Raw genomic sequence first — 23,896 nt, 5'->3', positions numbered from 1 at the left:
GAGGGAGCGAACCATGGTTACGCAACAGGACTTCCGGCAGGCCATGGCGGCCTTGCCGGCGGCGGTGAACGTCATCACCACCCATGGCCCCGCTGGATGCCACGGCATGACCGCCACGGCGGTCTGCTCGGTGACGGATGATCCGGCATCGCTGCTGGTCTGCATCAACAAGAGCGCGCGGATGCATGGTGTGCTCAGCCGCAACGGGCGGTTTTGCGTCAATGTTCTGGCGGCGGGGCAAGATGGCGTTTCGGCGGCCTTTTCGGCGCGGGATCTGTCGATCGATGATCGCCTCGCCGCAGCCGGATCGATCATCGCGCTCGATCACGGCGTGCCGGCTCTGGCCGAGGCGCGCATCGCTCTGGCCTGCCGGGTGACGCAGTTGTTCGATGTGGGCACGCATACGATCTTCATCGGCGCAGTCGAGCAGGTGGTGACGGGCACCGGTGTGGGCTCTCTGGCCTATTTCGAGCGCAGCTATCGCCATCTCGAACCGGGCGCGGCGTAGATCGCGGCCCGGCTGAGAGGACGTGAGTATGAACCAGAGCGCTGAAAGCGATGGGCTGCCCCCGATCGCCGCCCGTTTCGTGGCTGCGCGCCGCGCCGCTCAAGGTCTGTCGCGCTGGCCTGCGGGTTTGCCGCGGACGCTGGACGAGGCTTATGGCATTCAGTCGAGCGCCCAGGCCGCATGGAGCGCCCGCGCCGGCGGCGTCAAGGTCGGACGGGTGCTGGGCGCATGGGAAGACGCCCTGCGTGTCGATCGCTTTATCGGGCCGATCAGTGCGGACACCATCCGGCATGTCGGTGCTGGAGAGATCGGTTGTTTCCCGGTCATCGACGGGGGGACGGCCCTGCTCGAATGCGAAATCGTGGTGGTGCTTGGGCAGGACGCACCCGATGCCCGAAGTTTGGGGGAAAGACCCGTGCTTCCTTCCGAAATCCGCAGCCTGACCGCCGGGCTGCATATAGGCATCGAGATCGCCGGAAGCCCGATGGCCGATATCAATGCCCTGGGGCCGCTGGCGTCGATTGCCTGTTTCGGCAACAACAATGGCGCCTTGGTGGGGCCCGCGATTGCGGGGTGGCAGGACATGGATCTCACTCAGATCCCCTGTGTCGCCAGCATCGACGGGATCGAGGTCGGGCGCGGCGACACATCGCGCCTGCCGGGCGGCATCTGGCAGGCTTTGGCCTTCGCGGCCACGCAGGCGGCGCGCTTGGGATGCCCCCTGCGGGCCGGAGATGTCGTCTGCACCGGAGCCTTGACCGGCATGCATCCGATCGGGCCGGGCGCGCGCGCCAGAGCCGATTTCGGGCCGTTGGGGCAGGTGGATTGCCTGACCGTGGTGCAGCAGGGGCGCGAATAAGCAGTTCGGGGATGCCTCCGGATGAAGGAGGACAAGAGGTTCAACTATGGTCAGTTTGACGATTATCGATCGCGCCGGACAGGAAAATTCTGTCGATGCGCTGCCTGGCCAGACGGTCATGGAAGCCATCCGCCAGGCCGGTTTCGATGAATTGGAAGCGATGTGCGGCGGTAGCCGCTCCTGCGCGACATGCCATGTCTATGTCGAGGGACCCGCCTTGCCGCCGCCCGGCGAGGATGAGGACGATCTGCTCGACAGCAGCGACCATCGCCGGGCTGACAGCCGCCTCTCTTGCCAGATCCGGCTGGAGCAGGCGCTGGACGGACTGCGTGTCACCATCGCGCCGGAGGATTGACCATGATGGCAGGCGCGGGAATGGATCATGCCGATGTGCTGATCGTGGGTGGTGGGCATGCGGGGGCGCAATGCGCCATCGCCCTGCGGCAAAACGGCTATGCAGGCAGCGTCACCATCATCGGCAAGGAGGCCGAACCGCCCTATGAGCGGCCGCCGCTGTCGAAAGATTATTTTTCGGGTGAGAAAAGCTTCGAGCGGCTGCTGATCCGCCCGCCCGCCTTCTGGGTCGCAAAGGCCATCGGGCTGCGTCTGGGGCGCGAGGTCATCGCCGTCGATCCGGCGGCGAAGCGCGTGGCGCTGTCTGACGGCGAGAGCCTGACTTATGGCACGCTGGTCTGGGCAGCGGGTGGCGATGCGCGGCGGCTGAGCTGCGTGGGATCGCAACTGGCGGGGATCCATTATGTCCGCACCCGCGAGGATTGCGACCGGCTGATGGAAGAGGTCGCCAGCGGCGCGCGGCGTATCGCGGTGATCGGCGGAGGCTATATCGGACTTGAAGCAGCAGCCGTGCTGACCAGGGCGGGCTGTCAGGTGACACTGCTGGAGGCCGCGCCGCGTGTTCTGGCGCGCGTTGCCGGCCCTGAGCTATCCCGGTTTTACGAGGCCGAGCATCGCGCCCATGGCGTCGATCTGCGTACAGGCGTCACGGTCATCGATCTGCAAGGCGAGACCCGCGTCGCCGGTGTGCGGCTGGAGGATGGCTCGGTCGTGCCCGCTGATGCGGTGATTGTGGGGATCGGCATCGTGCCGGCGGTGGCCCCGCTGGTTGCAGCCGGCGCCGCGGGGGCCAATGGGCTGGAGATCGATGCCTTCTGCCGCACCACGCTTCCCGATGTCTACGCCATCGGGGATTGCGCCGCCTTTGCCTGCCATCATGCCGGTGGCGCGGTGCTGCGGGTGGAATCGGTGCAGAATGCCAATGATCAGGCCGGTTGCGTGGCCAGGGCGATCTGCGGCGACGCCCAGCCCTATCGCGCCTTTCCGTGGTTCTGGTCGAACCAGTATGACCTCAAGCTGCAGACGGCGGGCCTTTCGCTCGGTCATGATGCGATGGTGATGCGGGGCGATCCGGCGACCCGGAGCTTTTCGGTGATCTATCTGCGCGAAGGCCGGGTGATTGCGCTCGATTGCGTGAACAGCGTCAAGGATTATGTTCAGGGCCGCAAGCTGGTCGAGGCCGGCGCGCGCCCTGATCCAGCAAGGCTGACGGACACAGGCATACCGCTCAAGGACTGTTTGTGATGGCGCGCTGCACGCGCGGCATGGTTCGGTCGAGATAGGGAGCCAGATAGGCGCTGGCCGCCTGTTTGACCATGACGGCGCTAAAACTGGAATTAATTTCGGTCTATGATTGGTGCAATGTGGGCTGAGGCGTTCAGGTTTTTGTTTGACGCATAGCGTATGCGCTTGGCGTAAACTGTATATTGGCGGCGAGCCGATGCGACCGTCATCCCTTTTTTCTGCGGTAAATAATTGATCTATATTAATTATGTGAACAACTTCGCCATCGTCCTTGTGGCTCTTCCGCGCCGGGGTGGTCATTTGACGTAGTGGTTTTGACCTCTGCGGCGTGCCGATAGCCAATTTGCGCAGCACGATCTGCGCATCGCGGATTGCGCCCTGCGCTGCCCCAAGCCAATCTTCCATCAGACGAACGGCGTTCCACCATCGGTCAGGAATGCACGTTCGCCCAGTGGGAGTTTTCAGCCACATTCGCGCTGGCCTTCGGAATGGAACGCCTTGGGATAGGGCGTCCGGGATCCGAAAGCCTGGCGATGAAGCGGAGGCTTTGTTCTGAATCGCTTGTTTGAAACATAAAACATTCCGGACGAGGTCCGGATGAATTCGGGGACATTCATGATGGGTAAGACATGTGTCTGGCGCGCGGCGGCATCGCTGCTGGCTCTGACGGCTATGGCGGGTTCGGCCCGGGCGGAGGGAGCTGAAGGCGCCGCAACCGCCGATCCGCAGGGCAGCGCTGGCAGCGGGTTCGGCGATATCGTGGTGACGGCCAACAAGCGCAGTGAAAATGTGCAGAAGGTGCCGATCGCCGTGACCGCCTTTTCCGGCGACCAGCTCAAGGCGCTGGGCGTGACCGACACCACGCAGATCACGCAACATGTGCCGGGGCTTCAGCTCAATGCATGGTCGCCCAATGTCACCATCTTCAATCTGCGCGGTATTTCGCAGAACAACTTTGCCGATTATCTGGAAAGCCCTGTCGCGGTCTATGTCGATGACGCTTATATGGGCTCGATGAACGGCGTGAGCGGGCAATTGTTCGACGTGCAGCGCGTCGAGGTGCTGCGCGGGCCGCAGGGCACGCTCTTTGGCCGCAATGCGACGGGCGGTCTGATCCAATATGTCAGCGAGGATGCCAGCAAGAGCAAACTCAACGGCTATGTCACCGCCGGTTATGAGCGTTTCAATCACCGGTCGGTCGAAGGCGCGCTTGGTGGCAGCCTTATCGACGGTTTGCGTTTCCGGGTGGCGGGGCGCGTCAGCAAGGCGGATGGCTACATCAAGCCGGGCGCGGGCAGCGACGGCCAGGCGCTGGGCGGCGAGAATGGCTGGGCGCTGCGCGGCACGATTCAGGCTGACCTAGGCACGCGCGGCAAGCTGGATCTGTGGTACAAGCATAGTCAGGACGATCATGTCGCTACCGGCGGCTATGTCTTCGACAATTGCAACATGCAGGCCAATGGTTATTGCACCACCGATGCGGCGGGTCTTTCCAACGGCACCGGCGGTGTCATCAACGGCCTGACCGGTGAAAAGGCCAGCCCCTGGACCAATTTCTCCAACGATCCGGGCTATCTCAACCGCAAGGTCGATGTCTATCAGGGGAAGCTGCAGTATGATCTGGGCTTTGCCAAGCTGACCAGCATCACCAATTACACCTGGCTTCACAAGGAGTATCAGGAGGATGGCGACGCCACCTCGGCGGAAGTCATCAAGTTCAACACCGAGGCGCGCTATTCCCAGTTCAGCCAGGAACTTCGTCTTTCAGGCGATGCGCCGCGTTTCCGCTGGCAGGCGGGCGCCTATTACCTCGACATGCTGGTGCGCGGCAAGACGGTCACCACCGGCAACCCGGCGCTGGGCGCCGCGCTGAGCGTGGGCCTGCCCGCCATCAACCCGGCCGATACGGAAACCTATCGCCTGAGTTCGAAGAACTGGTCTTTGTTCGGGCAGACAGAATATGACCTTGCCGACAAGCTGACGCTGATCACCGGCCTGCGTTATTCGGAAGACCACAAGCAGGTGGATTACACCTCGGTGATCGCGGATGGCAACCAGTCCGTGCTGCTGGCCACCAATCAGAGCTTCGACGCGCAGATCCCCGGCATCGACCATATCGCGCATGGTGACTGGGCTTCGCGCGTCACGCTCAATTACAAGCCGCAAGACAACACATTGCTCTTTGCCTCGTGGAACCGCGGCATCAAGGGGGGCAATTTCACGCTGAACCCAAGCGTTCAGGCCAGCAATTTCCAGCACAAGGGTGAAGTCCTCAATGCGCTGGAGGCCGGGGCGAAATGGTCGAACGACACCAAGACGGTGCGGGTCAACGCCACGGTCTATCACTATATCTACAACAATTATCAAGCCTTTGCGCTGATCAACAACATTCCGCAGGTGGTCAACAGCAATGCCACGGCCACCGGCGCCGAGCTGGAAACCTTCCTGCGCCCCGCGCCGCATTTCAACATCAATCTGGGCGCGACATGGGAAACCAGCAAGGTCAACAATGTGCAGACCACCGGCACGGAATATCTCTCGGTGCTGGTCCCCGGATCGACCCCGCCGCAATATTGCACCGATCAGGGCAACGGCAATTACTTCTGCAACTTCCCGCAGAAGTCGGTGCAGAACGCCAAGCTGCCCAATGCGCCGCGTTTCAGCGTGAACTATGTGTTCCGCTATGATCGCGATACATCCATCGGCAATCTGGCGGCGCAGTTCGATGGTGCATGGTATGACGACCAGTATCTGGAGGTCACCAATGGCCTGTCTTCCCTGCAGAAAGCCTACAATGTCTCGAATGCCTCGCTGACCTGGACCTCGCCCAACAGCAAGCTTTCGGTCGAAGTCTATGGGCGCAATGTCTTCAACAAGGCCTATCGCGCCTATACGCTGAACCTTGGCGCGCTGGGCACCACCAGCATGTATGCCAAGCCCGCCACCTATGGGGTGAGCGCCACCGTCAAATGGTAAGCGGGGCGGCGCGCTCGCAAGGGCGCGCCGCTTGCCGAACGAATGCAAAAAGGGGGGGGCGCCTGATTGACAGGCGCCCCCCCCTTTTCTCTCCGGCTGATTCAGAAACGGTCGAGCCGATAGGGGGCGGGATCGAGCAACGGCGTTGCAGCCGCGGTGACCAGATCGGCAGCCAGTTGCCCGGCGGCGGGCGCTGTGCCGAAACCATGGCCTGAAAAGCCCGAGGCCACGGTCAGTCCCGGCACTTTGGTGATCGCATCGATCACCGGCAAGGAGTCGGGCGTGATGTCCATCGAACCGGCCCAGACCTCCTCGACCACCAGATTGGCGAAGGCAGGCCAAGCCGCCGCGATGTTGCGCAGCGCTTCGGCATTGATCGTCGCATCGGCGGGCGGGTCCATCACGCGCATTTTCTCGAAAGGTGAGACATCGCCGCCCTTCCAGCGCCGCGCCAGCATAAGATCCTGCCACAGCGCCTTGCCCAGCGAGATGCGCAGCAAACCGCGCTGAGAGCGCAGCACCGGCAGATAGCGCGTGCCGATCAGCAGATGGTCCAGCAGCAGAGGCGCCCCCACCGCGCCGCGCTGGGCGATGGTGAAGCCGCCGTCCAGCCTCTTGCGGAACGAGAAATCGGGGCCACCCACGGCGATGTCGGTCGGGCCCTCCATGGGGGCGGTGCGGATGGCGTGGCAGATCAGCGGCAGGGTGGGCAGTTCGACGCCCAGATTGCCCAGAAAACGCCGCGACCACAGGCCACCGGCCAGCAGCACCTGATCGCAGCGGATCTCGCCCTTTTCGGTCACCACGCCGCTGACCTTCCCTGCGGAGAAAGACAGCGTGCGCACCGCGCAATTGTCCAGGATCAACGCGCCATGCCGCATGGCCGCTCTGGCGATCGCGCTGGAGGCGAGCGCGGGCTCGGCCCGACCGTCCGAGGGAGTGAAGATGCCGCCAGCCCATGTTCCGCGCCCGCCGGGCACAAGGCTGTCGATCTCGCCGGGAGACAGCAGGCGTGAATCCAGCCCCTGATCGGCGACCGAGCCCAGCCAGCCTTCATGCGCGGCCATCTCGCTTTCGGTCTTGGCCACAAACATGATGCCCGCCTGCCTGTAACCGACATCAGCGCCAAGCCGGGCGGGCATGTCGGCCCACAGCCGGTCGGATGCAACGGACATGGGCACATCCCTGACCGCGCGCGAGGTCTTGCGCACCCATCCCAGATTGCGCGAGGACTGTTCGCCCGCGATGCGTCCCTTTTCGAGCAGAACCACGGGAATGCCGCGTTCGGCCAGGGTCAAGGCCGCCGTCAGGCCGACGATGCCGCCGCCGATGACGACCACCGTGGTGGTGGACGGAAAATCAGACGAGGTCTGGATGGGATTGATCGCTGGTGCCACGAAAGGGATCCTGAAAAGAAAAGGGGCGGGCTCTCAAGGCCCGCCCCGTCAAAAGGCTTAAAGGGCGATGGTTCGCCGCTCGGTCGGAGCGCTTGCGGCGCCCCGGAAGGCGGTCACCTCGATCTCCACCTTGTAGACGGTGGAGCCCAGCGGCGGGCACGTCACGGTGCTGGCCGGATCGATGCCCCGGAATTTCTCGCCCACACGGGTCATCACGCCATGGGTGTCGGCGGGATCCTGAATGAACACGCGTGAGGCGACCACATCGCCCAGCCCGGACCCCACCGAGGCAAGCGCCGCCTCGATGTTGGCGAAGACCTGATCGGTCTGTTCGATCACATCCTCGGGGATCTGTCCGGTCTGGGCGTTGCGCCCGGCGGTGTTGGAGACGAAAATCCAGTTGTCCACCGCGACGAGCCGCGAATAGCTGCCGATCTCCTCGAATTTGGAGCCGGTCTTGATCTTGACGATATCGGTCATGGTTGCGTCCGTAAAAGAGGGTCAGCGCAGGGCGGGTTCGTCCCACAGGTTCAGCTTCACGCCCACGCCGCGCTCCAGCGCATTGCGATAGACGACCGTGCCCCAGGCAACGTCCTCCACCGGCATGCCGCCCACCGACATGATGATGATCTCGTCATCGTTGAGCCGTCCCGGAGCCTCACCCGCGACGATGGGTCCGATGTCCTCCAGCTGGTCGCGGCGCATCTTGCCTTCATGGATCATGTCCATGAATTTCACGCCGATGATCGGCACGACATTGTGGGCAGGCTTGGGCAATTCCTCGAACCAGGCCTCATAAAGGCCAGCATTGTCGACGACCTTGCGCACATCCTCGCGCTCCATGCCCTCGTCGATGTTGCACAGGGCGGGCATGACGAGGAAGGTGCCGGGCTTCACCCATTCGCGCTTGACCAGCGGATAGGTGGAGGGATCGCCCGTGGCGCCCGAGTTGCAATAGGTCACGATGTCGGAGCCGCGCACCGTTTCCTCGATGGTGTCGACCACCGAGACCGTGGTGATCTGCGGGAAGGTTTCACCCAGCCAGCTCAGGAACTCGTCGAGACTGGCCTTGCTGCGCCCCTTGATCTTGAGAGTGTCGATCTGCGGGCAGGTGGCCATCAGTGCCATCAGCGTGGTCTTGCCCATCACGCCGGGGCCAACCAGCCCGACCACGCGGGAATCCTTGCGCGCCAGATGGCGGGCCCCCACGCCCGGAATGGCCCCGGTGCGATAGGCCGAAAGCAGATTGGCGGACATGAAGGCCAGCGGCGCCGCCGTATCGGGGTCGTTCAGCACGAAGGTGAGGATCGAGCGCGGCAGGCCTTTCTCGCGGTTGGCCATGTTCGATCCGTACCACTTCATCCCGGTCGTGCGGAAACTGCCGCCCAGATAGGCTGGCATGGCCATGAAGCGGCGGTCGGCGCCGGCGCGCGGCATGCCGGGGAAGGGCGAGTCTTCGGGGAACATCACCAGCGCGCCATGCGAGTCATTGTTCGGCCCGGCCATGCGATAGTCACCATGGTGAAGCAGGCCGAACATCTCCTCCATCGTGTCGACGCAGGCGGGCATGTCGGTGACACCGGCTCGGATCATGTCCTGTTCGGACAGGTACAGGAAGTCGATTTTCGTCGAGTTGGTCATGTTAGGGTTCCATCAGGCCTTATGTCTGTCGATGAGAAGGAGATGCTCTCTCCGCAGAGCCGAGCAGGGCTTGAGGCCAGCGTGCCTTCTGGATATGCGCCAGCCAGAGCCGTGTTCGGTCGTGGGATAGATAGACCTCAGAGCCGCCGGTCAGACTATTGCCTTATGCGCCATAAATTCGATAATTTGCGCCAGATGGGCGCGTGATGCTGCGCGCGGGCGAGGCATGCTGCACCAGATCCGGATAGACGGTGGGGCAGCAACAATCCTGATGCGAGGCTCATCCCGCCATGCGGCATCGCCGCGATGGGGATGGGTTAACCCTCGCGATCGTTGGCCATGGGGAAGGCCGTGCGCTTGGCGCGGGCCATGCTGGGCGGAAGCCCCGTCCAGTTGCGGTGCGCCCGCCAGAAGGTCGTGCCATCGGCATAGCCGAGCGCTTCGGCCAGATTGCCGAGCCGTTGCGCCCCGGTCTGGAGATGCTGCACCGCCAGTTCCTGCCGATGGCGGCGCAGCAATTGCCGCAGCGAGGTGCCCTCAGCGGCAAGGCGCCTCTGGAGGCTGCGCGGGGCAAGGGCCAGATCGGCGGCAAGGCGTTCAAGGGTGACGGCCTGCTGCCCCAGATAGGTGGCGATCAGCGAGAGCACCTTTTCGCTCCAGCTGACATGATCCGCCTCCGCCGGGGCCGAGGTGATCAGCAAGCGTTCGAGAACGGCGATCAGATCCTTGTCCTCATTGCGGAACCGCGCGCGCGCCTCATCGGCGGGCAGGATCAGGCCGTTGCTGGCCGCTTCGAAGCGCACCGGGCAGCCCAGCAGCTTTTCCAGCGCGCGCGCCGAGCCGGGCGTGGCCGGAGCATGTTCGAACTGCACCATCAGCGGGCGCCACTCGGGCGAAAAGGCCGAACGGATCAGCTTGACCAGCGAGGTGACGGTGAATTCCGCATCCTGGCGCCGGGGCCAGATCGCCGGATCGTTCAGGCGATAGGTCCAGACCAGCAGGCCGTCGCTTTCCTTGAGCCCGGCCTGCGTGCCCGGCTGGAAACTGGCGACAAAGCGCGTCAGCCGTTCGAGCGCGACCATCACCGAGCGCGATCGGGCCACCAGCATGCCCGCCGGGCCCAGATCCGCCGCCCGCATCGACTGGCCAAGGCGTGCGCCCAGCAGAGGGTCTTCCAGCCGGGTTGCCATATCCTCGAACATGGCGGCATAGCGCCCCAGCGAAACGCTGGAATAGGGGTCGGCCAGGATCGCCGGGGTCAGATTGTAGCGGTCCAGCACCCATTGCGGATCGCCGCCGTGGCGCGCGAACTCCTCAATGACCGCCGTGACCACCGAACCGCGAACCGAAGCATGCATCGTCATCCCGATCACCATCTCCCCGCCGGGTCGTCATGCCTGGCGTGTTTTATCGAATCTTTGACGTCTTACGCGATGTCTCTGTGCGGCGCGTATACGTAATCTGAGCAGATTAGATCAGGGAAAACGCAATGGCCAATGCAGCAGGCGAAACAAACGCCAGCCTCTCCAAAAATTCGCTCGGTTTGGCGCATATCGTGTTTTTCGTGGTGGCGGCGGCCGCGCCGCTGACAGCGGTGGTGGGCACATCGCCCGCCGCCTTCGCCTTTGGCAATGGCGCCGGAGTGCCGGGGGCCTTTGTGCTGGCGGGCCTGCTCTATCTGCTGTTCTCGGTCGGCTTTACCGCGATGAGCCGCCATGTCGCGGGGGCGGGGGGATTTTACGTCTTCATCTCCAGCGGGCTGGGCAGCGCGGTGGGCATTGGCGGGGCCTTTCTGGCGCTGGTCACCTATTCGTCGGTGCAGATCTCGGTCTATGCCTTGCTGGGTGTTTTCGCGCGCGATGCGATGGCGCATCTGGGCGTCATCCTGCCGTGGTATGTCTGGTCGGAAATCGGGCTGATCATGGTGCTGCTCTGCGGCCAGCGCAACATTGCGGTCTCGGGCCATATTCTGGGCGCCTGCATGATCGCCGAGATCGCCATCCTGTTCCTGCTGGATCTGGCCATCATCGGCCATGGCGGGGGCCCGCAGGGGCTCTCGGCGGTCAGCTTTGCGCCGCATACGGTATTCGGATCGGGGCTGGGCGTGGCGCTGGTTTTCGTCATTGGCTCCTACATCGGTTTTGAATCGACGGTGATCTTTGGCGAAGAGGCCAAGAACCCGGATGTCACCATCCGCCGCGCCACCTTTACGGCAGTGATCCTGATCACGGCCTTCTATGCCTTCTCCACCTGGGCCATCGCGCAATATTTCGGCCCCGATCATATTCAGGCCATTGCCGCGGCCCATCCCGACCAGCTGTTCTTCACCGCCGCAAAGGCGCTGCTGGGCGATTGGGCGGTCGAGATGATGAATGTGCTGCTGATCGTCAGCCTGCTGGCCTGCAGCCTGTCGCTGCATTCCACCCTGTGCCGCTATCTGTTCGCGCTGGGGCGCGAGGGGCTGGTCTGGCGCCGTCTGGGGCATGTGCATGAACGGCATGGTTCGCCGCAGGTGGCGGGGATGCTGCAATCCATCACGGCGGCGCTGATCGTGGCGCTGTTCGCGGCGGCGGGGGCCGATCCCTACGGGCTGGTCTTTTCCTGGTCGGCGGCCTTTGCGGTGCTGGGCATCCTGCTGGTGCAGGCGCTGGTGTGTCTGGCGATCATCGCCTTCTTCCGGCGGCCCGAGGGTCCGCACCCGCATGTCGGGGTGGGGCTACTGGCGCCGGGTTTGAGCCTGCTGGGGCTGATGGGCGCCATGGGGCTGGTCATCATCAACCTGCCGCTGCTGGCCGGAACGACCAATCCGCTGATCCGGCTGTTTCCCGTGGCGCTTGTGCTGGTCCTGCTGGCGGGGGTGATCTTTGCGCGCCAGCTGCGCGCCCGTGACCCCAAGCGCTATGAAACCCTGGGTCAGGCCTTTGGGGATCTGGCCTGAGGCAGACCGAAGCGGGCGGGGCGGATCCACGCCTGTCCGACCCGCCGGGCCTTCGGCAAGAGGGCCCGGCGGGCCGATCCATGAAAGCCCCGGGTCAATGGCTCGGATGGTGGCGGCGCAGGGTTTCCGAAGGCAGGCAGCCATACTGCTGGCGATAATATTGCGCATAGCGCCCGAAATTGACGATGCCGCATTCCAGCATCAGTTCGGTCACGCTTGAGCGGCTCTGCTCGTCCATCAGGGCGCGGTGGAGCTGCTCCAGCCGGTGGCGGCGTACATACTCCAGCGGGGTCACGCCCAGAAACTGGCGGAAGCCGTTCTGCAGGCTGCGCACCGAAACGCCCACGCGCTGCGCCAGATCGGCGATGGAGATCGTGTCATCCTTGGAGGCGTGGATGATATCCCGCGCGCGGCGCACATGGCGTGGCGAAATGTCATTGCCATGGATCGCGATCTGCTCGGAATAGGAATTGCAGTAATTGCCGAGCAGGATCTCGGCCAGCAGCGTGCCATAGTGCCGCTGGATCCGGCGGTGACCCATCATGGTGGGGGCCAGCCGCAGTTGCTCGCACAGATGCGCCATCATGCCGCGCCAGACCACCGGCAGCTCGCGCGATCCCTCGCGCCCGGCATAGAATTCCAGCGGGCGGTTGAGCGGAACGTTGAGATGGCGCGTGAGGTAATCGGTGCAGAGCGACACCGGCATGCGCACCGCGAAATGGCGGCACTCCCCGGTCATCTGCACCCGCAGCGGCGCGCCCGGGTTGCTGACCATCAGCGCATCGGTGCCCAGCGGATGGCTCTTGCCGCCCGCCCACATCTGGGTTTCGCCCTCCAGCCCGATATGGACGAGGAAATGATCCGGGCTGACATCGGCCTCCACCTCGACATCCACGCCATAGCTCAGCTCGACCAGCTGGATCGCGGCGAGTTCGAGGCTGTAGATCCGCGCATCCATGGGGCCAGGGCGCCGGCAGGCCAGCTTGTGGTTCGAAAGCCGCCGCGACAGCGTGTCATGCACCACATCGGCCTGCTGCGAGACAAGGCTCTGCATGCCCGGGATGTTCGATTGCGATAGCAGTGAAAGCATGGTCCGGCTTCCTCTTTCCCAAATCCTTCAAGGGGCGCCGCCTGTGCTTGTGCCACCCGATGTTTGCGGTACGGCGCGGTTCGACCCTTGGAAAGTTGAAAGATCAACTATCCTACCCCGGGAGTCAAGTGAAGCCATACGTCGAACGGGCATTTGCCGATTTTGGTACAGCCGCTGCCGATTGCGGATAGCGGCCCCCCGCCATGCTTTTATCCTGGTCGTCAGGCATTTGACGATATCCAAGGGGACAGGCTGGCATGACTGAGGTGATCGAGGTGATCGAGGTGGGCGGAGCGGGCAAGGCGGCACGCGAATTTCTCGGGCAGCCGCTGCAGCTGCTGGTGAATGGTGCCTTTGTTGAAGGGCGCGGCGCCAGCATTCCGGTAATCAATCCGGCCACGGGCACCGCGATCGCCCAATGCCCGATCGGCACCGCGCAGGACATCGACGAGGCCGTGCGGGCAGCGCGCCATGCCTTCGACAAGGGTGACTGGAAAGATTTGCGCCCGGTTGCGCGCGAAAGGCTGCTGCTGCGTCTGGCCGATCTGATCGAGCGCGATGCCGACACGCTGGCCGAACTGGAAACGCTCGACAATGGCAAGATCCTGCCCATGGCGCGCCATGGCGATCTGACGCTGGCGCTGGATTCGCTGCGCTATATGGCGGGCTGGGCCACCAAGATCGAGGGCACAACGATTTCGCCCTCCTTCGCCTATGTGCCACATATGCGCTTCACCTCGCAGACGTTGCGCCGTCCGGTGGGCGTGGTGGGCCAGATCATCCCGTGGAACTTCCCGCTGGTGATGGCGATCTGGAAGATCGCCCCGGCGCTGGCCGCCGGTTGCACGGTCGTGCTCAAACCCTCCGAGGAGACGCCGCTCACCGCGCTGTATCTGGCGCGGCTGGTGGTCGAGGCCGGTTTCCCGGCGGGGGCCGTCAACATCGTGACCGGCGGGGCTGAGGCGGGCATTGCGCTGGTTGAACATCCGCTGGTCGACAAGATTGCCTTCACCGGCTCGACCCAGGTCGGGCAGGATATCCAGCGCCGTGCGGCGGCCACCATGAAGCGGCTGAGTCTGGAGCTGGGCGGCAAGAGCCCGGTGGTGGTGCTGGAGGATTGCGATCCCGATGTGGCGGCGCAGGGTGCTGCCGGGGCGATCTTCTTCAACCATGGTCAGGTCTGCACGGCGGGTTCGCGCCTGCTGGTGCATCGCAGCCTCTATGAGCCCGTGCTGAAGCGGCTGGCGGCCATCGCCGATGGCATGGTGCTGGGCGATGGTTTCGACCCGGCGGCGCAGATGGGCCCGCTGATCTCCGCACGCCAGCGCGACCGTGTGGCGGGCTTTGTCGAAGGGGCCAAGGCGCAGGGCGCGCGGCTGGTGGCGGGCGGCTTCGCGCCGGACCGCGAAGGCTTCTTCTTCCGCCCGACGATCTTTGCCGATGTGGCGCCGACGATGACGCTGGCCTGTGACGAGGTGTTCGGTCCGGTGCTGGCGGTGATGCCCTTCGACACCGAGGAAGAGGCGCTGGCGCTGGCCAATGACACCTCTTTCGGCCTTGGCGCCAGCGTGTGGACGGGTGACTTCACCCGCGCCTGGCGCTTTGCCGAGGGACTCAAGGCGGGCAATGTCTGGGTCAATGCGCATAATCTGCTGGACCCGGCGGTGCCCTTTGGCGGCCACCGCCTGTCGGGCTATGGCCGCGAGCTGGGCCATGCGCCGCTGGAACTTTACACCGAGGCGAAATCGGTCACGCTCAATCTGGGGTAAGGCGTGAAGGCCCGCAGCGCGTTGCGCGCTGCGGGCCTTCACGCAACGGAAAAAGCGCGGCGAGGGTCTGCCCCGCCGCGCTTTTTTGCGATCATGTCATAAGGGATGGCGGGTTCAGCCGGCCATCAGCACCGATTGGGTGATCATCGTGTGCGCCCAGTTTTCCGGCAGTGTGCCGATGAACAGGTTTTCGGTGCGGTAATGGGCGATCTTCCAGCCCTTTTCGGTCTCGCGGAAACGCACATGCAGGCGGCTTGAGCGGATCAGCGAGGTGCCATCATCATAGATCCACGGCTGGAACTGCACCCATTGCCCTTCGGCGCTGTCGGGTCCGGTCGCCCAGACCTGCTCGCTGCACAGATAGTGCGTGTTGAAGATCTGGCGCGGATTGGCGGCGGCGTAGAAGCGGCCCATATGGGCGGCGATCTCGTCAGGGCCGCGATGCTGGCCGAATTGCGCCCCATGCGCGCCGCCCACGCCTTCCCAGATGGCATCGGGCGTGAACAGATCGCCGATGGCTCTGGCGCGGGCCTCGGGGGGTATGCCGGCCTCGGGCAGGGGGCTGTCGCACAGGAACATGTAGCGGCCCAGCACCTTGCGGGCGGCGGCCTCGGCTTTCAGCCGCGCCACATCCTCGCCAAGCTGCGCCACGATTGTCTCCAGATCACTCACGGCTTTTCTCCTCGATGCATATGGCATCGTGCCTAGAGGGGAGGCGGGGATCGGGCCAAGCGGCGATCACCGGCCGCGTGACTTTGCTGCGCTTTGCGGCCAGTCGTGACGCATGTTGGTTGGCGCCGGAAGCTGCCGATTGAGCAGAACATGCGATCAGCCATCGTTCTACCCGTTTGGGTAAGTCAGCGGACCCGCCTTGGGATTGAAGGCTGGCCGCCGGGCGAGGACAGTGGACACCGCCATGAGCGTGGCTGTCACAGTCCAGAGAAGGCGCGATCTTCAAGCCGTTGCGACGGCGACCACGCGCCTTGCTGCACATACGCCGGCCCTCGTGGCAGCAAAGGTTCCGCCGTTCCCACATTCCGGTTGCGCGCCATTTCCCCCGGATTGCCCATCTGTCGCTTCCTGAAGCTCGAGGAGATTTCTATGCTGCGCCTTCTCGCGAGTAGCCTGATCGCCTTGCTGTCCGCCGCTTCGGCCGACGCCAGGGTCATGCCCTTTCCATCGACCTGCAAGGTGCAGGATGTGGCAACCAACGCCACCACCCTGCATGTTCGCGTTTGCGGGAGCGGACCTGCTGTCGTTCTTCTGCACGGCTATGGGGAAACCGGCGACATGTGGGCGCCGCTGGCGGCGGACCTTGCGCGCGATCATACGGTCATCGTGCCGGATCTGCGCGGCATGGGGCTCTCGGCGCGGCCAGCGGGTGGCTATGACAAGAAGACGCAGGGCTATGACATTGCCGGCGTGCTTGATGCGCTGAAGGTCTGGCAGGTCGATCTCGTCACCCATGATATCGGCAACATGGTCGGTTTCGCCTTCGTCGCCGAGCATCGCGACCGGGTGAAGGCCTTCGTGCTGATGGATGCGCCGTTGCCCGGCGTCGGCCCTTGGGATGAGATCCTGAAAAGCCCCATGCTCTGGCATTTCCGCTTCGGCGGCCCCGATATGGAGCGTCTCGTCGCCGGTCGGGAGCGCATTTATCTCGATCGCTTCTGGAACGAATTTTCCGCGGATCCCAAAAAGTTCGACGAAGAATCCCGCCAGCATTACGCCGCGCTCTACGCCAGACCCGGCGCGATGCATGCCGGTTTCGAGCAGTTCAAGGCCTTCGATCAGGACGTCAGGGACGATCAGACCTTTCTGGCGGCGGGCAAGCTGGCGATGCCGGTGCTGGCGGTCGGCGGGGATCACTCCTTCGGCCCGATGATGGCGGTGGTGATGCGCGCTGCGGCCAGCAATGTGCAGGAGGCCGTGGTGCGCGATTCCGGCCATTGGCTGATGGAGGAGCAGCCCGCGCAAACCGTTTCGGTGATCCGCAGCTTTCTGGACGCGCAAAAGTGAGCCGGGTGCTGATGCCCGTGCTCCTGCTGGCCGCCACGGCGGCGAGTGGAGCCCAAGCCGCGCATCAGGGCGAAATCCGCCTGACCCAGGCCGAGGTCGCGGCGCAGCATCGCGCCTCCGGCGGGCCGGGCACCTCGGGGGTCGCAGGCATCCAGACCATCGTTCTGGCGGGCGATCCGACGGCCGCGGGCCCTTACACGATCGAACTGCGGGTTCCCGCCAACACGAAGATCGCGGCCCATACCCATCGCGATGATCGCACCGCCGTGGTCGTCTCGGGCGTCTGGCATTTCGGCTATGGCGCGGTCGCCGCTGCCTCGGCGACCAAGGCGCTTGGCCCCGGCAGCTTCTACAGCGAGCCGGGCGGTGACGCTCATTTCGCGATGACGGGGGCCGTTCCGGTGACGGTCATCATCAGCGGCTTTGGCCCCACCGACACCAAATTCACCGCTGCAGAGCCTTCAATTCCAACGGAGAAACAGCCATGACCTCGCCCGCCATCGCCCGTGACCCCATCGCGGACCATATGCTGTCGCCTGACAATGCGGCGCTGATCATCATCGATTTCCAACCGGTGCAGGTCGGATCAATCGTCACGATGAACAAGCGGCTGCTGGTGAAGAATGTCACCGCGCTGGCTCGCACCGCCAAGCTCTATGGGCTTCCTGTTGTCCTCTCGACGGTCAATGTCGCGACCGGGCGGAACATGCCGACGATCCCGCAGATCACCGATGTGCTGCCGGACGCGTCTCCCATCGACCGGACCTCGATCAACGCATGGGAGGACGAGGATTTCGTGGCCGCCGTGAAAGCCACCGGTCGCTCCAAGCTGATCATGGTGGCGCTGTGGACGGAGGTGTGTCTGGTCTTCCCGGCGCTCGATGCGTTGCGCGATGGCTATGAGGTCTTTGCCGTCGTCGATGCGGTGGCGGGCACCTCCGAGGTCGCGCATCGGGCCGGGATCCATCGGCTGATTCAGGCCGGCGCCGTTCCGGTCAGCTGGATTCAGGTCGCCTGCGAGCTCCAGCGCGACTGGGCGCGCGACGCGACCGTCCCGGGCTTCGCCGACATCGTCTTTGCCGAGGTCGGTCACTGACCGGGGCAGGTTCTGCCTATCAACCCCGATTTCAAGGGAATGACCCATGATCCAGGAAAAGCGCAATGTTCTCGTCATCGGCGGAAGCCGGGGGATCGGCGCCGCCATCGTGCAGCGTTTTGCCGAAGCGGGCGACCTCGTGACCTTCACCTATGCCGGCTCCACGGATGCCGCGGCGGCACTTCAGGACAAGACGGGCGCCGTGGCGGTCCGCTCGGATGCGGCGGATCGCAAGGCCGTCATCTCGGCGGTCAGTTCGCAGGGCAAGCTCGATGTTCTCGTGGTCAACGCCGGGGCGCTGGTGTTGGGCAATCCGCTTGAGCTTGATGCCGATGCCGTCGACCGGATGATCGATCTCAACGTCCGCGCACCCTATCATGCCGCCGTGGAAGCCGCCCGCAAAATGGCCGATGGTGGCCGCATCATCATCATCGGCTCGGTCAATGGCGACCGGATGCCCTTTGAAGGCGGCGCGGCCTATGCGCTGACCAAATCGGCGATGCAGGGCATGGCGCGCGGTCTGGCACGGGATTTCGGGGGGCGCGGCATCACCGTCAATGTCGTGCAGCCGGGGCCGACCGACACCGATATGAACCCCGCCAACGGCCCGATGAGCGAGGCCATGCACAGCTTTATGGCGATCAAGCGCCATGTCCGCCCCATGGAAGTGGCAGGCATGGTGCTCTGGCTCGCAGGGCCGGACGCAGGCGTGGTGACGGGCGCGCTTCACACCATCGATGGCGGATTTGGCGCCTGAACCATCCGATCAAAGGACGAAACGCATGAACATCGATCTTGGCGGCAAGACCGCGCTCGTCACCGGTTCGACCGAGGGCATCGGTTTCGCCATCGCGCAGGGGCTGGCGAAAGCCGGCGCCACCGTGATCCTCAATGGCCGCACCGGCGCCAAAGTCGAGGCCGCGGTGGCGCGCATCGGTGGTGGCGCGCGGGGCGTGGCGGCGGACCTTGGCACTGCTGCCGGGCATAAGCAGCTGGTGGCGGCAGAGCCAAAGGCGGATATCGTCGTGAGCAATCTGGGCATCTTCCAGCCTGTCGATTTCTTCGACACCGATGACGCGATCTGGGACCGTCATTGGCAGGTCAATGTGATGGCCGGTGTGCGGCTTGCCCGGGCTTATCTGCCCGACATGCAGGCCGGCGGCTGGGGCCGTTTCCTGTTGCTCGGCTCGGAATCCGCCTTCAACATTCCGGCTGACATGATCCACTATGGCGTCAGCAAGACCGCCGATGTCGCGCTGGCGCGCGGGCTCGCCAAGCGCATGGCGGGAACCGGCGTGACGGTGAACTCCGTTCTGCCCGGGCCCACGCTGTCGGAAGGCGTCGCCGCGATGCTGGAGGATGAACGGGCCAGGACGGGCAAGCCGATCGAGGAGGTTGCGGCTGACTTCGTGCGCGCCTCGCGTTCGACATCGATCATCCGGCGCGCCGCCAGCGTCGAGGAAGTCGCCAATATGTTCGTCTATCTTGCCTCACCGCTGGCTTCGGCGACCACCGGCGCCGCGCTGCGCGTGGATGGCGGGGTGATCGATACGCTGATGTAAGTCAGGGATGGTGTTTGCGGATTGTCGAGGCCGCAGGCTTTGATAAGAGGGCTTCAGGGGCAAGAGGGGTGTCGGCTCCGACGGGGGAACAGGCCAGTCGCATGATCCGGTCTTGCTTGACCAGAATGGGGCCACTCACGCTTCTGGCGATGTCCCTGCTCGTCAGCACGGTTTGCCTTGCGCAATCCTCCTCCCCCGGTTTCGAGGCATTCAAGCACGTCCGCGCTGCTGCCGACGATGGCGCGCCGGACGGTCTGCTGCGTATCGCGCAGACCTCTGATGGCTATATCTGGCTCGCCGGAGACGCGCTCTATCGCTTCGACGGCGCGACCTTCGAGCGGATCGACTGGCCGCAGGGGGCAGGCAAGCGCCACGCCTCGCCATCGGCGCTGATGGTGAGTGACCGGGGCGAACTCTGGGTTGGCTTGCGTGATACGGGCGGCGTTGCCGTATACCGCCAAGGCGCCTTGCGCGATATGCATATGCCCGACCCGCCGCGAGGGCTGGCGGTTCTGGCGCAAACGCCCGACGGCACGCTATGGGCCTCCTCCATGAGCCTCGACAAGCGGCTGCTGCGCAGACGCGGCGACCAGTGGGAGCGGGTGGATGAAACGCTGGGGCTGCCGCGCGGTTACATCATGGATCTGATCCCCGGGCGAGACGGCAGGCTGTGGGTCGCGCTGAGCGCCGAGAATGGGGAAAGCGGCACGCTGGCGTTTCTGGACCCCCATGCGACGCGGTTTCAGACCATGCCTGTGACCCTCTCGGGACGGCCCAAGATCGCGCTCGATCCCCATGGCGCTCTCTGGATCTCGGATGCCGGCGGGGTCCGCATGTTTCTCGACGCCAGCGGAAAGCGCGCGCAGCCCACGATCGGTTTTCCGCCCGTGCCGGGCGTGACCCGCGCCGCAATCGCGTTCGATCGCAATGGCGGGCTGTGGGGCACGACAGGGTCCGTGGGGATCTTCTACATCGCCAACCCTCATGCGCCGTCTGCTAGGCCCGCTGCGCAGGTCAGCCGGTTCGGCGCGGCCAACGGCCTTACATCCGACACCAGCTATGCGCCCTTTGTCGATCGCGAGGGCAATGTCTGGATCACCACGGAAAGCGGCATCGATCAGTTCCGCCGGGCTGCGGCGCAGCAGGACCCTGCGGTGCCCCCCGATCCCGAACATGGCCTCTCGATGGCCCGGGCGCGTGACGGAAGCATCTATGTCGGATCGCGCCGGACGGTGTTTCGTGTGCCCCTGAACGGGCGGGCAGCTCCGGTCCTGACGCTTCGCACGGACGAAATTTCCATGTGCAGCGCCCGCGCCGGGGGCGTCTGGGGCATCGAGCCGAAAGGCCAGCTCATCCTGTTGCAGGGCGCGCGCGTGCAACGGTTTCCCGGCTATCCGGGCGGCGAGGCGAGGATCGCTTGCGCCGAAGACGCCTCTGGCCGTCTCTGGCTGGCCGTGGCCAGCGGCGCGCTGCTATGGCGAGATGCGTCAGGCTGGCATCGGGCCGGCGGTGCGCTCGCCAAGCTCAACGTCTGGGATCTGACCACGACGCAGGCGGGTGAACTTGCTCTGGTCATTCCGCCTGATATCGCCATTCTGCACGGGGGCCGGCTTGAGACAATCAGCCTGAAACAGGCGGGTATCGGCACACCCTGGGCCTTGATGGCGGGCCACGGCCTGGGTTCGCAAGATCTTTTTATCAGCGGCAGCGCCGGACTGGCCCGGATGCGTGGAAGTCAACTGCGCCATCTCGACGAGCGGCGCTTCCCGTGGATCACCTGGGTCAGGACGCTCCAGCAGACCACGGACGGGAAGACGTGGCTGTTCAGCCGGCCCGGTGTGTATGAAGTGGCCACGGCCGATCTCAATCGCGCTTTCGACGATCCGCGCGCCCCCTTGCCCGTCACCAAATTCGACGCTCTGGACGGGTTGGCGAGCACGGTTCAGCAGGGTGGCTTCATGGGGCAACAATCCGCCGTGGGGGCAGATGGCCGGCTCTGGTTCCTCAATCGACAGGGGGCGGCCTTTTTCGATCCTGCGAAGCTGCAGCCGAACAAAGTGCCGCCGCCGGTGACGATCCGCTCGCTTGAAAGCAACGGGGGGATATGGCGCGATCCGGCCCATGTAACGCTGCCCGGGGGCACGCGCACCGTCAACATCGCCTATGCCGGGCTGAGCTTCACGGTGCCGCAGCGTGTGCAGTTCCTCTACAGGCTGCAGGGCGTGGATGACGCCTGGGTCGATGCGGGTGCGCGGCGGACGGCATCCTACACCAACCTGGGGCCCGGCCGATACCGTTTTCAGGTCATCGCGCGGAACAGCGATGGTGTCTGGAACAGGGTGGGGGCCACGATGACCTTCGAGATCCAGCCCACCTTCGTGCAAAGTTGGCCGTTCAAGCTGATCTGCGCGGCGCTGCTGCTGGCGCTGCTGTGGCTGGCCTATTCGTTGCGCCTGCGCACCGTTGCGAACCGCATCCGCATGCGGATGGCCGAACGCGCGGAGGAACGCGAGAGGATCGCGCGCGAGTTGCACGATACGCTGTTGCAGTCGGTCCAGTCGCTGACGCTCCGCTTTCAGCTGGCCGCCGATGATCTGCCGGAAGAGATGCCCGTGCGTGCCTCGCTCATCACCGCGATCGACATCGCCGACAAGGTCATCGCCGAGGGCCGCGACCGGGTCCGCGCATTGCGCCAGCAGCAGGCAGGCGATCTGCAACAGATCATCTGCGACCTCATCGCCCGGATCGGGTTCGGGGCAGAGGTGGTGACCGCGACTGCCCTGGAAGGCGAGGTCCGGCTTCTCGATCCGGCGGCGCTGGACGAGATCACAAGGATTGCCGGTGAGGCCCTGTTCAACATTCACTGCCATGCCGAGGCCACGCAAGTGACTGTCGAACTGCATTACGGCGCAAATCTGCAGATCCGCTTTGCGGACAACGGGCATGGCATAGATCCCGAAATCGCCCGGGCGGGTGGCAAGGCAGGCCATTACGGCTTGCTGGGCATGAGTGAACGCGCGCAGCGCTTGCGTGGCCGCCTTGCGATCCGGCGTCTGCCCGACCGAGGGACCGAAGTGGTGCTGACGGTTCCCGGAGCCATCGCCTACAAGCCGCGCGCACCGCGGCCATGGAGTTCATGATGGCGCCTCCCATCCGCATCCTGATTGTCGACGATCATCCGATGGTGCGCGACGGAATCGCCGCCCTGCTGGCCCGGCAGCCCGACATGGTGGCCATTGGTGAAGCCAGCAATGGGGTTGAGGCCATCGAGAAGTTTCGGGAGCTGTCGCCCGATCTGACGCTGATGGATGTGCGGATGCCGGGGATGGGCGGGGTCGAAGCCATTGCGGAAATCCGCCGCCTGTCGCCCGATGCACGGGTTCTGGTGCTGACCACATACCCTGGTGACGCAAATGCGGCGCGCGCCATAAGGGCAGGCGCCGCCGGCTATCTGCTCAAGAATGCCATCAGGGGTGAACTGACGGATGCGATCCGTTCGGTTCATGCCGGCCGCCGTGCGCTATCAGCCGATATCGCGCATGAAATTGCCACGCATGCGTTGAATGTTGCGCTTACCGAACGCGATATCGAAGTGCTTCGACTGGTGGCCGAAGGCCATGCCAACAAGGAGATTGCCTGGCGGCTGAACCTGTCGAGCGATACGATCAAGGCGCAGCTCAAGATGATCTTCGAAAAGCTCGGCGTGCATGATCGCACGCACGCGGTCACAGTCGCGGCGCGGCGCGGATATTTCAACCCCTTCTCGTGAAGTGGCTGTTCCTTGTCTCCCAAAATTTCTGCTGGCGAGGTGAGCAGGCAACCGTTTTGTCAGCCGCAACAGTTTGCCAATATTGCGAGATGGCCCGGAACTCCTCAATCGCCTGTCGAGGCCGCGATGGCGGCATTGATGCAATGGCGGCCGTGCCGCTTTGTCCATCGTGGTCATGATGGCCTTGCCGCGCTCTCGAGACGGTTCTAGACTGTCTGTCATGAGGGTATTTCGCTCATCCGTGCTGTTGAGCGTTCTGGCGCTGCTGGCTGTGCTGGGCATGAGCCTCGCCGCGGGCTGGCACAGTGCGGCCTTCCACGATGACGATGCCACCCATGTCGCGGCTCTGGATCGTCACGACAGCACGGGCCATGACGACCCTGATGGCGGGGTGCATCTTGTCGCCCATGCCATCGGCCACTGGTTCGTGACGCCGCCGCTGGCGGTGACGCCGCCTTTGTGGACCAGCGGTCTGCATCTTCGCCTGCTGCGCGAAACGCCCCCGCTCGGCGGCATTCCCGGCGCCACGCCGCTGCGTCCTCCCTCGATCTGATCCTTCGCCGCCTGTGCATCCGCGCAGGCGGGAGACGTGTCTCGTGAAGGATTATCATCATGAACGACCATTCCGGCCGACGGCGCAGTCTTGCGCCGATCGGCATGCTCGCCGCGACAA

At 64.5% G+C, this 23,896-nt stretch carries 21 protein-coding genes; 15 read left to right on the top strand and 6 right to left on the bottom strand.

The features are described 5' to 3' along the window. The 5 genes from SR3_RS26910 to SR3_RS26890 form a co-directional block, all read left to right on the top strand. The coding region (locus SR3_RS26910) for a flavin reductase (RefSeq protein WP_307564538.1) at window positions 1–508 on the top strand (508 nt) is incomplete at its 5' end. Window positions 509–536: 28 nt separating this feature from the next. Then, window positions 537–1,367, top strand: a complete 831-nt coding sequence (locus SR3_RS26905) for a 2-keto-4-pentenoate hydratase (protein ID WP_068093289.1) — start codon at window positions 537–539, stop codon at window positions 1,365–1,367. A gap of 46 nt (window positions 1,368–1,413) precedes the next feature. Then, a complete protein-coding gene (locus SR3_RS26900; protein ID WP_068093287.1) occupies window positions 1,414–1,722 on the top strand; it encodes a 2Fe-2S iron-sulfur cluster-binding protein in 309 nt (102 codons plus the stop codon). A 20-nt stretch (window positions 1,723–1,742) separates the two neighbouring features. Further along, on the top strand, window positions 1,743–2,966 hold the full coding sequence (locus tag SR3_RS26895) for an NAD(P)/FAD-dependent oxidoreductase (protein WP_068093284.1): 1,224 nt from the start codon (window positions 1,743–1,745) through the stop codon (window positions 2,964–2,966). 615 nt (window positions 2,967–3,581) lie between these two features. Beyond that, entirely contained in the window at window positions 3,582–5,942 is a 2,361-nt protein-coding gene (locus tag SR3_RS26890; protein ID WP_245654120.1) for a TonB-dependent receptor, read from the top strand. A gap of 101 nt (window positions 5,943–6,043) precedes the next feature. On the opposite strand, the gene SR3_RS26885 is transcribed toward SR3_RS26890, so the two are convergent. The 4 genes from SR3_RS26885 to SR3_RS26870 form a co-directional block, all read right to left on the bottom strand. Continuing rightward, window positions 6,044–7,339, bottom strand: coding sequence for an NAD(P)/FAD-dependent oxidoreductase (locus SR3_RS26885; protein ID WP_068093282.1), 1,296 nt, complete (start codon window positions 7,337–7,339; stop codon window positions 6,044–6,046). Between the two features lie 57 nt (window positions 7,340–7,396). Next, window positions 7,397–7,819, bottom strand: coding sequence for a RidA family protein (locus SR3_RS26880; protein ID WP_068093280.1), 423 nt, complete (start codon window positions 7,817–7,819; stop codon window positions 7,397–7,399). A gap of 21 nt (window positions 7,820–7,840) precedes the next feature. Further along, a complete protein-coding gene (locus SR3_RS26875) occupies window positions 7,841–8,980 on the bottom strand; it encodes a tyramine oxidase subunit B (RefSeq protein ID WP_068093278.1) in 1,140 nt (379 codons plus the stop codon). Window positions 8,981–9,297: 317 nt separating this feature from the next. Continuing rightward, entirely contained in the window at window positions 9,298–10,344 is a 1,047-nt protein-coding gene (locus tag SR3_RS26870; RefSeq protein WP_169805718.1) for an AraC family transcriptional regulator, read from the bottom strand. A 125-nt stretch (window positions 10,345–10,469) separates the two neighbouring features. Between SR3_RS26870 and SR3_RS26865 the strand changes: the two genes are divergently transcribed. Continuing rightward, window positions 10,470–11,918: an APC family permease gene (locus tag SR3_RS26865; protein WP_068093274.1), complete on the top strand. Its 1,449-nt coding sequence runs from the start codon at window positions 10,470–10,472 to the stop codon at window positions 11,916–11,918. Between the two features lie 94 nt (window positions 11,919–12,012). Here the strand turns inward: SR3_RS26865 and SR3_RS26860 are convergent, their stop codons facing one another. After that, window positions 12,013–13,008 (bottom strand): AraC family transcriptional regulator, encoded by a 996-nt coding sequence (locus tag SR3_RS26860; protein WP_068093271.1) that lies wholly within the window; start codon window positions 13,006–13,008, stop codon window positions 12,013–12,015. 257 nt (window positions 13,009–13,265) lie between these two features. On the opposite strand from SR3_RS26860, the gene SR3_RS26855 reads away from it, so the two are divergent. Next, a complete protein-coding gene (locus SR3_RS26855; RefSeq protein ID WP_068093268.1) occupies window positions 13,266–14,777 on the top strand; it encodes an aldehyde dehydrogenase family protein in 1,512 nt (503 codons plus the stop codon). Window positions 14,778–14,891: 114 nt separating this feature from the next. Here the strand turns inward: SR3_RS26855 and SR3_RS26850 are convergent, their stop codons facing one another. Next, window positions 14,892–15,449, bottom strand: a complete 558-nt coding sequence (locus tag SR3_RS26850) for a nuclear transport factor 2 family protein (RefSeq protein ID WP_068093266.1) — start codon at window positions 15,447–15,449, stop codon at window positions 14,892–14,894. A gap of 429 nt (window positions 15,450–15,878) precedes the next feature. On the opposite strand from SR3_RS26850, the gene SR3_RS26845 reads away from it, so the two are divergent. The 8 genes from SR3_RS26845 (at window position 15,879) to SR3_RS26810 (ending at window position 23,776) form a co-directional block, all read left to right on the top strand. Further along, complete coding sequence (locus tag SR3_RS26845; protein WP_068093264.1) at window positions 15,879–16,796, top strand: alpha/beta fold hydrolase; 918 nt, start codon at window positions 15,879–15,881, stop codon at window positions 16,794–16,796. Between the two features lie 11 nt (window positions 16,797–16,807). Then, window positions 16,808–17,284: a cupin domain-containing protein gene (locus SR3_RS26840; protein ID WP_068093295.1), complete on the top strand. Its 477-nt coding sequence runs from the start codon at window positions 16,808–16,810 to the stop codon at window positions 17,282–17,284. Then, window positions 17,281–17,892 carry a hydrolase gene (locus tag SR3_RS26835; RefSeq protein ID WP_068093261.1) on the top strand — a complete coding sequence of 204 codons (612 nt, stop codon included), beginning with the start codon at window positions 17,281–17,283 and terminating at the stop codon, window positions 17,890–17,892. The genes SR3_RS26840 and SR3_RS26835 overlap by 4 nt, the downstream gene beginning before the upstream one ends. A gap of 46 nt (window positions 17,893–17,938) precedes the next feature. After that, window positions 17,939–18,649 (top strand): SDR family oxidoreductase, encoded by a 711-nt coding sequence (bdcA, locus tag SR3_RS26830; protein ID WP_068093259.1) that lies wholly within the window; start codon window positions 17,939–17,941, stop codon window positions 18,647–18,649. 25 nt (window positions 18,650–18,674) lie between these two features. Next, window positions 18,675–19,454, top strand: coding sequence for an SDR family NAD(P)-dependent oxidoreductase (locus SR3_RS26825; protein WP_068093254.1), 780 nt, complete (start codon window positions 18,675–18,677; stop codon window positions 19,452–19,454). Between the two features lie 125 nt (window positions 19,455–19,579). Further along, window positions 19,580–22,594: a sensor histidine kinase gene (locus SR3_RS26820; protein ID WP_068093252.1), complete on the top strand. Its 3,015-nt coding sequence runs from the start codon at window positions 19,580–19,582 to the stop codon at window positions 22,592–22,594. Continuing rightward, window positions 22,582–23,223, top strand: a complete 642-nt coding sequence (locus SR3_RS26815) for a response regulator (protein WP_245654119.1) — start codon at window positions 22,582–22,584, stop codon at window positions 23,221–23,223. The genes SR3_RS26820 and SR3_RS26815 overlap by 13 nt, the downstream gene beginning before the upstream one ends. Before the next feature lie 220 nt (window positions 23,224–23,443). Beyond that, window positions 23,444–23,776, top strand: coding sequence for a hypothetical protein (locus tag SR3_RS26810; protein WP_157099139.1), 333 nt, complete (start codon window positions 23,444–23,446; stop codon window positions 23,774–23,776). The last annotated feature ends 120 nt before the right edge of the window (window positions 23,777–23,896 follow it).

Source organism: Novosphingobium rosa NBRC 15208 (assembly GCF_001598555.1).
GTDB classification, from domain to species: Bacteria; Pseudomonadota; Alphaproteobacteria; order Sphingomonadales; family Sphingomonadaceae; genus Novosphingobium; species Novosphingobium rosa.
The sequence above is the reverse complement of the archived record's forward strand: the minus strand, read 5'-3'. Positions and strand labels throughout refer to the sequence as shown.